Genomic DNA, 15,123 nt, shown 5'->3' with positions numbered 1-15,123 from the left:
GGATGATTGGTGACGCGGTCGTCAAAAGCGCTCCGCGCCAGCGCCAGACGCGTTGCGGTCAGCGACAGCTGGGCATTCGGCGCTCGTTAGGGATCTGCACAGCAAATCCATGTCTGGCTGGCCGGATGGCCGGGGAATGACTCTGACGAGGGACTCATAATCCCTCTTGATGGAGCAGTCACCGTGCTGATGGCCTCGTAGCGTTCCGGCCATGTTGCCGGCTGATCGTGACTGTGTAGCGCTGCGGGCGACCCGGGGCGTCCTCGCCGCGGCTGTGCGCGCGGGCTGGTCCGGCAGCGGCTCGCACGGGCCGTGCACCTGGTGCATGTCCGCGCCGCGGGGGTGCTGCTGATGGTGTCGACGTATCTGGGTGGCAAGCCGGTTCGTGCACTCGGCGGCTTCTTTGCCATGACGCTCGACACGTTCGTGCAGATGGTCAAACCGCCGTTCGCCTGGAAGGAGTACATACTCCAGAGCTGGTTCGTAGCAAGGGTTTCTGTCTTGCCGGCGCTCATGCTGACGATGCCCTACTCGGTGCTTCTGGTATTCACCTTCAACGTCCTGCTCACCGAATTCGGAGCTTCGGATTTTTCCGGCACCGGCGCCGCGATCGGCACGGTGAACCAGATCGGGCCCATCGTGACGGTGCTCGTGGTCTCCGGAGCGGGCGCCACCGCCATGTGCGCCGATCTCGGGGCGCGGACCATTCGCGACGAAATCGACGCGCTGCGGGTGATGGGCGTCAATCCCATCCAGGCGTTGGTGGTTCCCCGGGTACTGGCGGCGACCACGGTGGCTTTGGCGCTATCTGCCTCGGTAATCCTCGTGGGCCTGACCGGCGCGTTCTTGTTCACCGTGTTCGTCCAGCATGTCTCGCCCGGTGCGTTCGTGGCAGGTCTGACGCTCCTCACCGGCCCTGCCGACGTCATCGTCTCGCTGGTAAAGGCGATGCTCTTCGGCATGTCGGCAGGTCTGATCGCCTGCTACAAGGGCATCTCGGTCGGCGGCGGCCCAGCCGGTGTCGGCAACGCGGTCAACGAGACGGTCGTGTTCACCTTCATGGTGTTGTTCGCGATCAACATGATCGTGACCGCCGTCGGTATCCAGTTCACGGTGCAATGAGGTGAACCGATGACACAGGCCGTTCCGAGCAAGCCCTACATGCGTCTGCGCCGCGCGTCCGAAGGCGCGGTCGAAGGGTGGCGGCGGATCGGATCGCAGGCGCAGTTCTATGCCAAGACACTCATGTCGATTCCGGATGCTGTCATCAACTACCGGACAGAACTGTGGCGGCTTATCGCTCAGATGGGATTGGGTTCCGGGGCACTCGCAGTGGTCGGGGGAACCGTAGCGATCGTCGGCTTCCTCACCCTCACCACTGGCGCATTGGTTGCGGTGCAGGGGTACAACCAGTTGGCGTCGGTGGGCTTCGAGGCCCTCACGGGGTTCGCGTCGGCATTCTTCAACGTGCGGTTGATCGTGCCGGGGACGACGTCAGTCGCCTTGTCGGCGACGATCGGCGCCGGTGCAACCGCTCAGATCGGCGCGATGCGGATCAACGAAGAGATCGACGCACTCGAGGTGATCGGTATCCGCAGCGTCACCTACCTCGCATCCACCCGGGTCCTCGCGGGGGTAATCGTGGTGATCCCTCTGTACTGCATCGCGGTGATGATGGCGTTCGTGGCCGCTCGCATCGGCACCACCGCCATCTACGGCCAGGGTTCCGGCGTCTACGACCACTACTTCAACACCTTCCTCAACCCCACCGATCTGATCTGGTCGTTCTTCCAGGTTGTCGCGATCACGCTGGTGGTCATGCTGGTGCACACCTACTACGGGTACAACGCGTCCGGCGGGCCGGCCGGGGTCGGTGAGGCCGTGGGTCGCGCGGTGCGCACCTCGATGGTGGTCGCAGCGGTCGTGATCATCTTCATTTCACTGGCCGTCTACGGGCAGTCCGGCAATTTCAACTTGGCGGGCTAGCGACATGGAGAAAAGGCCAGGAGAACAGCGCATCGGCCCCGGATGGTGGGCGTTGATGCTGATCGTTGTCACTGTGGTGTTCGTCGTGGTGACCTCGGCGATCTTCTCTGGCACGTTCAAATCATTCGTGCCGGTGACGCTGACATCGGAACGATCCGGGATCATCATGGAGACCAACGCCAAGGTGAAAATGCGCGGCGTGGAGGTGGGCAGGGTCGGCCAGGTCGGCAATTCCAAGGACGGTGCGCGCCTCACGCTGGAGATCCAACCGGATCAGATCCAGTACATCCCGGCCAACGTCGAGGCAGAGATCGACGTCACCACCGCGTTCGGCGCCAAGTTCGTCGACCTGGTCTATCCGGAGAACCCGAGCAAAGAACGGCTGGCCGCAGGCGCTGTGTTGCGCTCGAGGAACGTCAGCACAGAGGTCAACTCGGTCTTCGAAAACGTCGTCGACCTGATCGACATGATCGACCCCGCGAAGCTGAATGCGGTGCTGACCGCTGTGGCCGACGCGGTCCGTGGACAAGGCGAACGGATGGGCCAGGCCACCACCGATCTGAACCAGGTGCTGACGGCGCTCAACGACCGCAGCGAGCTCATCCGCGAAGACTGGCGCTCGTTCAAGAACTTCAACGACACCTACGCAGCGGCGGCCCAGGACATCTTGACCGTCCTGGATGCCGCCAGCACCACAAGCCAGACCGTCGTGGATCATTCGAGCTCACTGGACAACTTGCTGCTCAACGTCACCGGCTTCGGTCAGGCCGGGTCCAATCTGCTCGCCACCAGCAAGGACAACCTCGTCGCCTCAGCTGACGTCCTCGAGCCCACCACGGGTCTGCTGCTCGAATACAGCCCGAGCTTCACCTGCTTGCTCCAGGGCGCACACTTCAACCTCGAGAACGGGGGCTACGAGGTGTTTGGCGGGCGCGACGGCCGGACCCTCCATTTCGACGCCGCCCTGCTGCTGGGCAACGACCCGTACAGGTATCCGGACCATCTCCCGGTCGTCGCGGCAAAGGGTGGACCGGGCGGCAAGCCCGGCTGTGGGTCGCTGCCCGACGTTGCGAAGAACTTCCCGGTGCGTCAGCTCATCACAAACACCGGTTGGGGCACTGGCGTGGACATTCGGCCCAACCCCGGCATCGGGCACCCCTGCTATGCCAACTGGCTTCCGGTCACGCGCGCTGTCCCGGAGCCACCGAGCGTCCGCAAGTGCATCCCGGGGCCGGCGATCGGACCGGTGCCCTATCCGGGAGCGCCGGCGTACGGCGCGCCGCTGTATGGGCCGGGCGGGGTGCCGCTATGGCCGGGAGTGGCGCCGGCCGGCCCCGGCCCGGGCCCGGCAAATCCCGCGTCGAATGGACAGACACCGCCATGACAGCCGCCAGCCGACCGGATCGGGAGAAGACGTGAAAGAGCTGAAAGCCGCCGCCTGGCGCCTGGGCATCTTCCTCGCGGTTTGCCTGCTCGGCGCGTTGGTGCTGTTTACCGTCTTCGCGCAGTTTCGATTCGAGCAGGGAAAGAGCTACTTCGCTCAGTTCGTGAACGTGTCGGGTCTGCGGAATGGCGATATCGTCCGCATCGCGGGCGTCGAGGTCGGCAAGGTTCAAAACATCGTCGTCAACCGGGACGCAACGGTGCGGGTCGAGTTCTCTGCCGACGAGTCCGTGGTCCTCACGGAGGGGTCCCGCGTAGAGATCCGCTTCGACGACTTGATCGGCAACCGCTTCCTGGCATTACTCGAAGGCGCCGGTGGGCTTCAGACACTCGAGCCCGGTGACACGATTCCGACCGACCACACCCGACCCGCATTGGACCTCGACGCCGTGATCGGTGGCTTTCAGCCGCTGTTTCGGGCGCTGGACCCGGACCAGGTCAATGAGCTGACCGGACAGTTGATAGAGGCATTTCAGGGACAGGGCACCACGATCGGGTCGTTCCTGACCCAGGCCGCCGCGGTGACCAACACGTTGGCCGACCGCGACCTTCTGATCGGGCAGACCATCGACAACCTCAACATCGTATTGGGGTCGCTCGGCGGCCAGAGCGAGCGGTTCGACAAAGCCGTGACGGCGCTGTCGGAGCTGGTGGGCGGGTTGGCCGAACGCAGAACCGACCTCTCCAACGCGGTGGCCCACATCGACGCCGGCGCAGGTTCATTCGCCGATCTGTTCGCCGACGCCCGCGAGCCGTTCCAGCGGGTGGTACAAGAGCTCGACCGCGCGGCGGGCATCGCGGTCGCCGACCACGAATACCTAGAACGCTTCATCGAACAGCTGCCGGACAAGTACCGCGCGCTGAACCGGCAGGCCATGTACGGCGACTACTTCAGCTTCTATCTGTGCGACGCGGTGCTCAAGCTCAACGGCAAGGGCGGCCAGCCGGTCTACGTCAAGGCGGCCGGGCAGAGCACGGGGCGGTGCGCACCGAAATGAAGACCTTCTCCGAACGCAACCCCGTGACCATCGGGCTCACCGGGGTCATCGCGGTGCTGGCGATCACGCTGGCCGCGCTCAACTACCAGAAGCTGCCGTTCTTCAACCAGGGCAACACTTATTCAGCCGAATTCGCCGACGCCGGTGGTCTGTTCACCGGCGCCTCGGTCGAAGTCTCCGGCTTTGGCGCCGGAAAGGTGTCCAGCATCGACCTCGAGGGATCGCGGGTGCTCGTCACGTTCTCGGTGGACCAAAGCATTCATGTGGGGGACCGTTCGGAGGCCCGCATCAGGGCCAAAAGCCTCCTGGGCACCAAGGTGCTCGAGGTCCTGCCCCGCGGCGACGACACGCTGGTCACCACCATCCCGATCGAGCGGACCACGTCGCCCTACCAGCTGCCCGACGCCCTTGGCGACTTGGCCACCACGATAGGTGGGCTGAACACCGCCCAGGTCTCGGAGTCGTTGGCAACCCTGGCCCAGACATTCTCCGACACCCCGGAAGAGCTCCAGGTCGCCGTGCAGGGCGTAGCGCGGTTCGCCCAAACACTAAACGAACGTGACGCCAACTTGCGCAACCTGCTCGACAACGCGGCGAAAGCGACGGGAGTACTGGCCAGGCGCACCGACCAGGTGGTCAGCCTGGTGAAGGACACCAATGCGTTGCTGGCCGAACTGCGGACGCAAAGCGACGCCTTGGATCAGATTTGGTACAACGTCTCGTCGGCGGCGCGGCAACTCAAGGGATTCATCGAAGAGAACCGAGAACAACTGCGGCCGGCTCTGGAAAAGCTCAACGGCGTGCTGACGATCATCGACGACCGCAAAGAGCGGGTGCAACTGGCTCTCAAGGGGCTCAACACCTACGCGATGTCGCTCGGGGAATCGCTTGGCTCGGGACCCTTCTTCAAGGCGTATATCGTCAACTTGCTGCCCGGTCAGTTCGTTCAGCCGTTCGTCGATGCCGCGTTCTCCGATCTGGGACTGGACCCAGCCGTGTTGCTGCCCTCGGAACTGACCGACCCGCAAACCGGCCAGCCGGGGACGCCCGCGCTACCGGTGCCGTACCCCCGGACCGGTCAGGGCGGCGAGCCGCACCTGACACTGCCCGACGCGATCACCGGCAACCAAGATCCGAGGCTGCCCGCGCAGTTCCCGGGCCGCTACCCGTACCGCGAACCGCTGCCGGCCCCACCGCCGGGCGGCCCGCCGCCCGGGCCGCCGGCGCCCCCGCCGCCCGAGCTGGCGTCCACGCCTGAACCGACCCCCGCCCCGGTCTATGTGCCCGCGCCGGGTGAGCAGTTGCCCACGCCAGGGAGACAACCATGATCGAGAAGCTGATGTCGCGCACCGTCCTGGCGGTGGCACTCGTCGTGGTGATGGTTGCCGGGGTCGTCGTCGCGGTGCGCACCACCAGCCAGACCGGCCGCACGATGGTCGCCGGCTACTTCGAGAACAGCATCGGGCTGTTCCCCGGTGACGATGTGCGAATCCTGGGCGTGCCGGTGGGCAAAGTGGCGAAAATAGAACCGCAGCCTGAGCGGGTCAAGATCTGGTTCTGGATCGATGGCGAGTACAAAGTCCCCGCGGACGTCAACGCCGTAATCCTGTCGCCACAGCTGGTGACGGGCCGGGCGATCCAGCTCACGCCCGCCTATTCCACCGGCCCCACGCTGGGCGATGGCGCCGAGATCCCGCAGTCCCGCACCGCGGTGCCGGTCGAATGGGACGACATCCGCGACCAACTCCAGCGGCTGAACGAACTGCTGCAACCCACCACGCCCGGTGGGGTCAGCACACTGGGTGAGTTCATCAACACCGCCGCCGACAACCTGCGCGGTCAGGGCACCACCATCCGTGACACCGTCATCAAGCTGTCGCAGACGATATCTGCGCTCAGTGACCACAGCGGCGACATCTTCGCCACCTTCAAGAACCTCTCCACGCTGGTGTCGGCGCTGCACGACATTACCGGTCTGCTCGAGCAGCTCAACCGCAATTTGTCCGCCGTGACGGGACTCTTGGCCGACGACCCGAACAAGGTCGGTCAAACGATGGAGGACCTCAATGCGGTCGTAGGCGATCTGGGCAGCTTTGCCGCCGACAACCGCGAGGCGCTCGGCACCACATCGGACAAGCTGGCTTCGGTCACCACCACACTGGTCGACAGCATCGACGACATCGAGCAAGCGCTGCATATCACCCCGACCGCATTCCAGAACTTCAGCAACATTTTCGAGCCGGCCAACGGCGCGTTCACCGGTGCGCTGCCGGTCAACAACTTCGCCAACCCCATCGCCTTCCTCTGCGGAGCAATCCAGGCCGCGTCCCGCCTGGGCGCCGAGCAGGCCTCGAAGCTTTGTGTGCAGTACCTGGCACCGATCGTGAAGAACCGCCAGTACAACTGGCCGCCGCTGGGATTCGACCTTTTCGTGGGAACGCAGGCCAGGCCGAACGAAGTCACCTTCAGCGAGGAATGGATGCGGCCGGATTATGTCCCGCCCGCCCCGCCGCCTGCGCCGCTGCCCGCCGAAGCGCCGGCCCCGCACGCACCGCTGGCCGCGGAAGCACCGCCGGACGCGCCGCCCTCCGAGACGGTATCGACCGATCCCGCCGCCGGTCTACCCGGCATGATGGTGCCCCCAGGAGGTGGCCGATGATCAGCGGCCGACGCCGCGCGGCGGCGGGTCTGATGCTGATCGTCGCCGTCGTGATCGGGACCTCTGGGTGCGCCGACTGGCGCGGGCTGAATTCGCTACCGCTGCCGGGCACCCAGGGCAAAGGACCCGGCTCCTATGTGGTCCAAGCGCAGATGCCCGACGTCAACAATCTCCAACAAAACGCGAGGGTGCGCGTCGCCGACGTCACGGTCGGCAATGTCACGAATATCGAGCGACAGGGCTGGCACGCGTTGGTGACCATGCGCGTCAACGGCGATGTCGAATTGCCCGGCAACGCCACCGCCAAGCTTGGCCAGACCAGCTTGCTGGGTTCCCAGCACATCGAGCTGGCGGCCCCGGCAGACGCCCCACCTGAAGGCAGACTGCATGATGGTTCGCTGATTCCGTTGGCGAACAGCGGTCTCTACCCGACTACCGAGCAGACGCTGGCGGCGCTGTCGATGGTGCTCAACGGCGGTGGGATAGGCAAGCTGGGTGACATCACCGAAGCGTTCAGCATCGCGTTTCGGGGCCGTGCGGGAGATCTGCGAAGCCTGATCGAGCAATTGGACAGATTCACCGCCTATCTTGACGATCAGTCCGGCGACATCATCGCGGCCACCGAGAGCCTGAACAGCCTGGCCGGGCAGTTGGCCGCTCAGCAGCCCGTCGTAGATCGCGCGCTGGAGACGGTCCCCGATGCGCTTGCGGTGCTCAACGATCAGCGAAACGACCTTGTCGACGCGGCTGACAAGCTCGGCAAATTCGGTGCGCTGCTCACCGACACCGTCAACCAGTCCAAGGACGACTTGGTCAAGATCCTGCGCGACAGCGGACCGGTACTGGAGTCGCTTGCCAACGCCGGCCCGAGCATGACGCGGGCGCTGAGCGGGATCCTCACCTTCCCGTTTCCGAACGAAACCATCGAGCTTTGGCAACGGGGTGACTACGCCAACCTGACAGCCATCATTGACCTCACGCTCAGCCGCCTCGACGCCTCCTTCTTCACCGGTACCCGGTGGGAGTGCGATCTGACCTGGCTGGAGATGCAGTGGGGCCGCACCATCGGGCAGTTCCCCAGCCCGTGCACCGCGGGCCACTCCCAGCACACTGCGGGGAATCCGCTCGTCATTCCGTATCGCGGGGATCAGGGGCCGTAATGCACCTACACAAGCGGGCCAAGATCCAGCTGGCGATCTTTGCCGTCATCGCGCTGATCGCGCTGGGATTCATGTCTTTGCAGTTCATGAAGCTGCCCGCCAAGATGTTCGGCGTAGGCCGCTACACGGTGACGGTGGAACTACCGCAAGCCGCAGGCCTGTATGCCAGCGGCAACGTCACCTATCGCGGCGTCGAAGTGGGCCGGGTGGAATCGGTGCACCTGACCGGCACCGGGGTCGAAGCCGTGCTGTCGCTGAAATCCGGCATCGACATCCCGTCGGACCTAGAAGCTCAGGTGCACAGCCAATCGGCTATCGGCGAACAGTATGTCCTGTTGCTCCCCCGCAACGCCACCTCGCCGCCCCTTCAGGACGGGGACGTGATTGCGCTGGCCAACACCAGCGTGCCGCCCGATATCAACACCATTTTGTCGGAGGTGGTGACCGGTCTGAGAGCGGTACCGAAGGACAACCTCAAGACCGCCATCGACGAGTCCTACACGGCCGTGGGCGGTTTGGGTCCAGAACTGACCCGCATCGTCCATGGCACGATCGACCTGTCGATCGAGGCGCGGGAGAATCTCGATCCGTTGATCGCGTTGATCGAGCAATCGAAACCGGTGCTCGATTCGCAGACCAACACCTCCGACGCTATCCAGGCGTGGGCGTCGAACCTGGCCACGGTGACCAGTGAGCTGAAGACCCATGATCAGGATGTCGCCGGCCTGCTGGAGAACGGGGGACCCGCCTTCGGCGAAGCACGTGAGTTGGTTGAGCGGCTGCAACCCACCTTGCCGGTCCTGCTGGCGAATCTCGTGAGCGTCGGCGAGGTGGCGCTCACCTACCAGGCCAATATCGAGCAGCTGCTGGTGCTGCTGCCCCAAGTCACCGCGGAGGCCGGAGCCACGTTCCTAGCCAACAGAAACACCAAGCAGGACTACCGGGGCGAATACCTCAGCTTCAACCTCAACATCAATCTGCCGCCGCCGTGCACCACCGGATTCCTGCCGGCCCAGCAGCGACGGGCGACTAGCCTCGAGGACCACCCACCACGTGCACCCGGCGACCTGTACTGCAGAACTCCGCAGGATTCGATGTGGAACGTGCGCGGCGCCAAGAACACCCCCTGCGCAACGAGGCCCGGCAAGCGCGCACCCACGGTGAAACTCTGCGAAAGCGACGAGCAGTACGTGCCGCTCAACGACGGGGAAAACTGGAAGGGCGACCCCAATGCCACCCTGTCCGGTCAGGACATCCCGCAGTTGCCGCCCGGGTCGCCGCCGGCCCCGGCCCCGCCGCCCATAGCCGCCGTTCCGTACGACCCGGCAACCGGGACGTACCTCGGGCCGGACGGACAGACCTACACGCAATCGGACTTGGCGCAGACAGCGCCAGAGGAGAAGACATGGCAGAACCTGCTGATCCCGCCGGGGAGCTGAGCCTGCTCTTGGATGACGACATCGTGGATATCGAGCACCACGCGGCCGGGTCCGACGCCGCAACGGACACACTCTCGGCGTCCAGGGAACCGATGCCGGCGGTGCGGCGTGCGATGCTGTTCGGTTCCGCCGTCGTTCTTGCCTTGGGGGTCCTGGTGGGGTGGTTGGGATTTCGGGCCTACCAGTCACACGAGGCGGAGGCTGAGCAGAGTCAATTTCTCCAGGCGGCCAGGCGGGGCGCGTTGAACTTGACCACCATCGACTGGCAGCATGCCGAACACGATATACAGCGCATTCTTGACGGTGCCACCGGCCAGTTCCACGACGACTTCGCCACGCGGTCACAGCCGTTCGTCGACGTGGTCAAGCAGGCCAAGTCGACGTCGGTCGGCACAATTACTGAGGCGGGGGTGGAGTCGGAGGGGGACGGCTCAGCCCAGGTGTTGGTGGCCGTGGCGGTGAAAACATCGAATGCGGGTGCCCCTGAACAGGACCCGCGGGCATGGCGGATGCGGATCTCCGTGGAAAGGGTCGGAGATCAGGCCAAAGTCTCCAACGTGGAGTTTGTGTCATGAGGTGGCCGAACTTCCGCAGTGCCGACGAGCCAACCGCCACCGACGTGGTAGCGGAGACGCAAGCCGAGCCGGTGCAAACAGCAGATGAGCGCCGCATCCGCTGGTCGCGCGCGGTCGCCTACGGGGTATTGCCCGGGCTGGCGATGCTGCTGGTCTTCGCCGCGGGTTTTCTGAAGTACGAAGGGGACTCGGCCCGCGAAGTTGACGTGGCCCACGGTGAATCCATGCGGGCTGCCAGCGATGGCACAATCGCCCTGCTGTCCTACCGGCCGGAGACCGTGGAAAAGGACCTCGAAGCCGCGAAGAGCAGACTGACCGGTGAATTCCTGGACTCCTACACGTCGCTGACCCGCGATGTGGTGATCCCGGGGGCAAAGCAGAAGCAGATATCCGCCGTGGCAACCGTCCCGGCGGCGACGTCGACATCCGCCAGCGCCGACCACGCCGTGGTCCTGCTGTTCGTCAACCAGACCGTCGTCGTCGGCAAGGAGGCGCCGACCAACAGCGCATCCAGCGTCCGGGTCACGCTCGACAAGATCGATGGCCGGTGGCTGATCTCCCAATTCGAGCCCGTCTGACACGAAGGACACGACATGCGATATCCGTCGCTGACGCTGCCTTTCGTTGCAGTCGTTGTCGCAAGCCTGCTCTGCACGCCCAGCGCGCATGCCGACAACAAGCGACTCAACGAAAGCGTGGTCGCCAACGTCTACACCGTTCAGCATCAGGCCGGCTGCAAGAACGACGTCAAGATCAATCCGCAGTTGCAGCTGGCAGCCGAGTGGCACACGAGAGATGTGCTGAACAACCGCAACCTGAACGGAGATGTCGGCTCTGACGGGTCCACCGCACAAAGCCGTGCTCAGGCCGCCGGCTATCGGGGCACAGTGACGGAGACGGTGGCGATCAATCCAGCCTTGGCGATCAGCGGTATCGCGCTGATCAACCAGTGGTATTACAACCCTGCCTATTTCGCGATCATGTCCAACTGCGCCAACACCCAGGTGGGGGTGTGGTCGGAAAACAGTTTGGATCGCACCGTCGTGGTCGCCGTCTACGGGCAGCCTGAGGTACCCGTCGAGGACTCACCGCTTGGGCCAGAAGCGGGGCTTCCACCTGGAGTCGTCCTTGCGGAGAATTCTGCGCTCGATCCCAACCCTGATTATGACGGCAGCGACGAGATCGAATACGGCATCGACTGGTTCCCGTGGATCCTGCGAGGCGTGTTCCCGCCGCCGGCCTATCCGCCGAGCTAGGGAAGTGTCACAAGCCATCGGATCTGCGATCCGCCAGCAGCGACGGGAGTAGGCTGAACGGCCACAGCGAAGGCATCTGGGATGGGAACGCCGACGGACGACAGGACTCAACGCGGCCTCGCCATCGGTATCGTCGCCGAACTCGAGGCAGAGGGCTACTGCGACGCTGAGCCAGTGGGGCGCGGCGGATTCGGAGTGGTGTACCGCTGCAACGAGCCGTCACTGGACCGCGTCGTCGCGATCAAGGTGCTCAGTTCAGATCAGGACGACTTCGACCTCGAACACTTCCAGCGCGAGCAGCGGGCCATGGGGCGGGTCTCTGGCCACCCGAACATCGTGCCCGTGTTGCATTGCGGCCTAACGTTTGCCGGACGCCCGTACATCGTGATGCCTTACCACAGTCGAAACACGTTGGACTCCTGGATCAAAGGTCATGGACCGCTCTCCGTCGGTGAAGCGTTGACGGTAGGGGTCCGTATGGCCGGCGCTCTGGAAACCGCGCACCGCGCTGGTGTCCTACATCGAGATGTCAAGCCCCCCAACATCCTTCTCACTGCCTACGGGGAACCGCAACTCTGCGACTTCGGCATTGCGCGCATCACGGGTAGCCGGGAAACCGCTGCAAACACCATCGTTGGATCACCGGCCTACACCGCGCCGGAGCTGTTCGAGGGTCGCACCCCCTCGGCGGCAGCGGACGTTTACGGGCTGGCGGCGACAGTCTTCGCGCTGCTCAACGGAGCCCCGCCATTCCCATTCCGCGCGGGCGAGAATCCGATCGCCTTTGTTCGTCGCGTGTTCGCGGGTCCCATCCCCGATCTCCGCGCGCAGGGCGTGCAAGATGACGTCTGCTCGGCAATAGAGCTCGGCTTGAATACCGATCCATCGCGGCGCCCCAGTTCAGCCGCGGAGTTCGGTGAGGTGCTGAGGAAAGCCGGCACCCACATCGGGCTCACCATCGCCGAGATTCCGCTCGAATTACCGGAACCGTCGGCCGATGCTGATGAATCACCCTCCGACACAGGCACTCCCGTTCCTCCATCGATGGGGCGTTCGGCGCCCCTGGCATTAGGGGCGGACGGGTCGGGTGCGGCCGCGAGGGCGCAGTACCCGCCGAGCGCACCGACACGGTTCCGACCGCCGACGTTTAACCGCCCGACCGTGCCGCGGCGACACATCCTCGACCGCCTTGGGTCCGGGAGAAGACCGAAGTTGGTCCTCATCCACGCGCCCGCGGGCTACGGGAAGAGCACCCTGGCAGCACAGTGGGGCGAAATCCTCACCCGCGAGGGCTTGAATGGCGCATGGCTGGCCATCGACAGCGATGACAACGACGCGATCTGGTTCCTCGCCCACCTGATTGAGGCTATTCGGCGAACCATGCCTGACCTCGCCGACGAACTGCAACAGGAACTCGACGGCCGGTTGGAAAACACGCACCAATTCGTCTTCAACGCATTGATAAATCGCCTGCATTCCGACAATCAAACCTTGGTGCTGGTACTTGACGACTGGCATCGGATAGGCAATGCCGAGACGACGAGCGCTCTCGCCTATCTGCTTGAGAATTGCTGTCATCACCTGCATGTGATAGTCGCTAGCCGGACTGGCTCTGGGCTACCGCTCTCGACGTTGCGAGTTCAGGGAGAGCTCGTTGAAATCGATGCGTCGCTCCTCAAGTTCGATACGGCCGAATCCCGGGCGTTGCTCGTCGACCACTGCGGCCTCGACCTCACGAGCGCCGACGTGGCCGGGCTGGAAGAGTCGACCGACGGGTGGGCCGCCGCCCTGCAGTTGGCGTCGTTGTCACTCCGCGAGCACTCCGATCCAGCCGCATTGATCGAGCATTTGTCCGGGCGGGACAAAGCAATTGGCGAATATCTCGCGTCCAACGTTTTGGACAGCCTTGAATCCGACCTGCTGGAGTTTCTGCTGTCGACGTGCATCCCCAAGCAGATCTGCAGCGGATTGGCCACTGCTCTGACCGGCGACCGCCGGAGTCGAAGCCTCCTCGAGGAGATCGAAAGACGCGACCTCTTCCTGCGTAGGACCGACGCCGCCGGAACCTGGTTTCAGTACCACCAACTTTTCGCCGAGTTCCTTTTGCACCGCCTTGAACGTGACGCGGAGGATCGCATATCGGATCTACACCGCAAAGCCGCACAGTGGTTCACCGAACAGAGGATGCTCAGCCAGGCCGTCGATCATCTGATCCTTGCCGGAGACACCGCGCAGGCCGTGGATGCCGTCGAGCAGGCTGCCGCCGATCTGAACGAGCAGTCCCAGATGAGCACATTGATCGGACTGGCGGCCAAGCTGCCGGCGCAGGACGCCGATGACCGTCCGCGGCTGCAGGTCGACATTGCCTGGGCGAATGTGGTGCTTCACCGCCCGGCCGCGGCTGAGGACGCGCTTCGCCTGGCCGATGTCGGACTCGACGCGCTCCCGGCAGACGAGGCTGGCGACGTGCGCGCCGAAATGGATCTCATTCGCGCCGTGATCGCCGCTTTCCAGGACCGCGTCGGCTCTTCCACCGACGCTACGGTTGCCGCGTGTGTTGAGAGGGCGGACACGCTTCGCCCGTGGATTCTATGTCGTGCAGCCGATCTCGCCTCGTTCGGTGCGCTCCTTGCGTCGGACTATGACGAAGCACTTCGCTGGCAGAGGTGGGGACGCCAATACCATCGCCAGATCTCCGGAACACTAAGCGTCAGCTACGGATACTGTTTCGCGGCGATCGCCGAAAACGAGCAGCTCGATGTGGCGGGCGCCGAAGCACATCTGCGACATGCGATGCGAATTGCGCTATTACCGTCAGGGCGCCCGACCTACGTCGCAAAACTCGCCGGCTCATTGTTGGGGGAGCTTCTCTACGAACACGGCCAACTCGATGAGGCAGAGCAATTGCTAGACGACGCGTACGAACTCGGTGCCGAGGGTGGCATCGTCGACTTCATGCTGGCGGCGTTCGGCACCGGAGCTCGGCTGAAATTCGCCCGCGGTGACACAGCTGCCGCCGACCGCCGCCTCGCCGAAGGCCTTGAGATGGCAAGGGCACTGCAACTTCCCAGGCTCGAGGCGCGCCTTGTGTATGAACAGGTCAGATTGGCGACGATGTCAAATGAACGGGTCAACGAGACGCTCTCAGCCCGCGTGATGAGTCAAGGTCCACAGCCGCTCGATGGTAAGAATGATGCGACAGCGGAGTTCAAGGAGGACTCACAGATCCGGCTCCTCCTCAACGACGGCCGGCCGTCAGCGCTCGACGCAGCCTGCAGTCGAGCACGCGTTCGCATTGACACCGTCGACCGAAGCCGGCGTCCGCGCGCACACCTTCGGGCCGCGCTCCAGTACGCGCTCTGCCTCGCCGGGGCGGGTGATGCCGACGAAGCGCAGCGCGTCTTGGCGCCAGCATTGAGAACCATTGCGGCGCTCAGGCTTAGCCGGCTCCTGGTAGACGAGGGACCGTCGATGCTCCGCCTTGCGGCGGATACGGTGGGTGCGGACGAGTTCGATTCGGCCGAGACGGCGAAAGTTCGGGATTTCGTTTCCAATCTGGGCGAGACGTCAGTCATCTAACGCTGCACGGACCGACCCGAACATTGAA

The 15,123-nt window shown here is 64.3% G+C and carries 12 protein-coding genes; all 12 read left to right on the top strand.

All coding sequences use genetic code 11. The features are described 5' to 3' along the window. Window positions 1-351 precede the first annotated feature (351 nt). The 12 genes from H7J93_RS16705 (at window position 352) to H7J93_RS16650 (ending at window position 15,095) form a co-directional block, all read left to right on the top strand. A complete protein-coding gene (locus H7J93_RS16705) occupies window positions 352-1,122 on the top strand; it encodes an MlaE family ABC transporter permease (protein WP_267307486.1) in 771 nt (256 codons plus the stop codon). Window positions 1,123-1,131: 9 nt separating this feature from the next. Next, a complete protein-coding gene (locus H7J93_RS16700) occupies window positions 1,132-1,986 on the top strand; it encodes an ABC transporter permease (RefSeq protein ID WP_267307423.1) in 855 nt (284 codons plus the stop codon). 4 nt (window positions 1,987-1,990) lie between these two features. Beyond that, the gene (locus tag H7J93_RS16695; protein WP_267307422.1) at window positions 1,991-3,370 is read left to right on the top strand and encodes an MCE family protein; all 1,380 of its coding nucleotides are present in this window, start codon (window positions 1,991-1,993) and stop codon (window positions 3,368-3,370) included. Beyond that, on the top strand, window positions 3,351-4,427 hold the full coding sequence (locus tag H7J93_RS16690) for a virulence factor Mce family protein (RefSeq protein WP_276022074.1): 1,077 nt from the start codon (window positions 3,351-3,353) through the stop codon (window positions 4,425-4,427). Before H7J93_RS16695 ends, H7J93_RS16690 begins: the two co-directional genes overlap by 20 nt. Then, the gene (locus H7J93_RS16685; protein WP_267307484.1) at window positions 4,424-5,755 is read left to right on the top strand and encodes an MCE family protein; all 1,332 of its coding nucleotides are present in this window, start codon (window positions 4,424-4,426) and stop codon (window positions 5,753-5,755) included. The genes H7J93_RS16690 and H7J93_RS16685 overlap by 4 nt, the downstream gene beginning before the upstream one ends. Beyond that, entirely contained in the window at window positions 5,752-7,086 is a 1,335-nt protein-coding gene (locus tag H7J93_RS16680) for an MCE family protein (protein WP_267307421.1), read from the top strand. The genes H7J93_RS16685 and H7J93_RS16680 overlap by 4 nt, the downstream gene beginning before the upstream one ends. Next, window positions 7,083-8,246, top strand: coding sequence for a virulence factor Mce family protein (locus H7J93_RS16675; RefSeq protein ID WP_267307420.1), 1,164 nt, complete (start codon window positions 7,083-7,085; stop codon window positions 8,244-8,246). The genes H7J93_RS16680 and H7J93_RS16675 overlap by 4 nt, the downstream gene beginning before the upstream one ends. Then, window positions 8,246-9,685, top strand: coding sequence for an MCE family protein (locus H7J93_RS16670; protein ID WP_267307419.1), 1,440 nt, complete (start codon window positions 8,246-8,248; stop codon window positions 9,683-9,685). The genes H7J93_RS16675 and H7J93_RS16670 overlap by 1 nt, the downstream gene beginning before the upstream one ends. Next, entirely contained in the window at window positions 9,652-10,260 is a 609-nt protein-coding gene (locus H7J93_RS16665) for an Rv1363c family protein (protein ID WP_267307418.1), read from the top strand. The genes H7J93_RS16670 and H7J93_RS16665 overlap by 34 nt, the downstream gene beginning before the upstream one ends. 95 nt (window positions 10,261-10,355) lie before the next feature. Then, on the top strand, window positions 10,356-10,838 hold the full coding sequence (locus tag H7J93_RS16660) for a hypothetical protein (RefSeq protein ID WP_372507912.1): 483 nt from the start codon (window positions 10,356-10,358) through the stop codon (window positions 10,836-10,838). Between the two features lie 15 nt (window positions 10,839-10,853). Continuing rightward, window positions 10,854-11,516 (top strand): CAP domain-containing protein, encoded by a 663-nt coding sequence (locus H7J93_RS16655; RefSeq protein WP_267307416.1) that lies wholly within the window; start codon window positions 10,854-10,856, stop codon window positions 11,514-11,516. An 81-nt stretch (window positions 11,517-11,597) separates the two neighbouring features. Next, window positions 11,598-15,095, top strand: a complete 3,498-nt coding sequence (locus H7J93_RS16650) for a serine/threonine-protein kinase (protein WP_267307415.1) — start codon at window positions 11,598-11,600, stop codon at window positions 15,093-15,095. Window positions 15,096-15,123: the final 28 nt, after the last annotated feature.

It is taken from the genome of Mycobacterium barrassiae (assembly GCF_025822765.1).
GTDB lineage: Bacteria > Actinomycetota > Actinomycetes > Mycobacteriales > Mycobacteriaceae > Mycobacterium > Mycobacterium barrassiae.
Note: the sequence above shows the minus strand (reverse complement) of the source record. Positions and strands in the feature narration are given on the sequence as shown.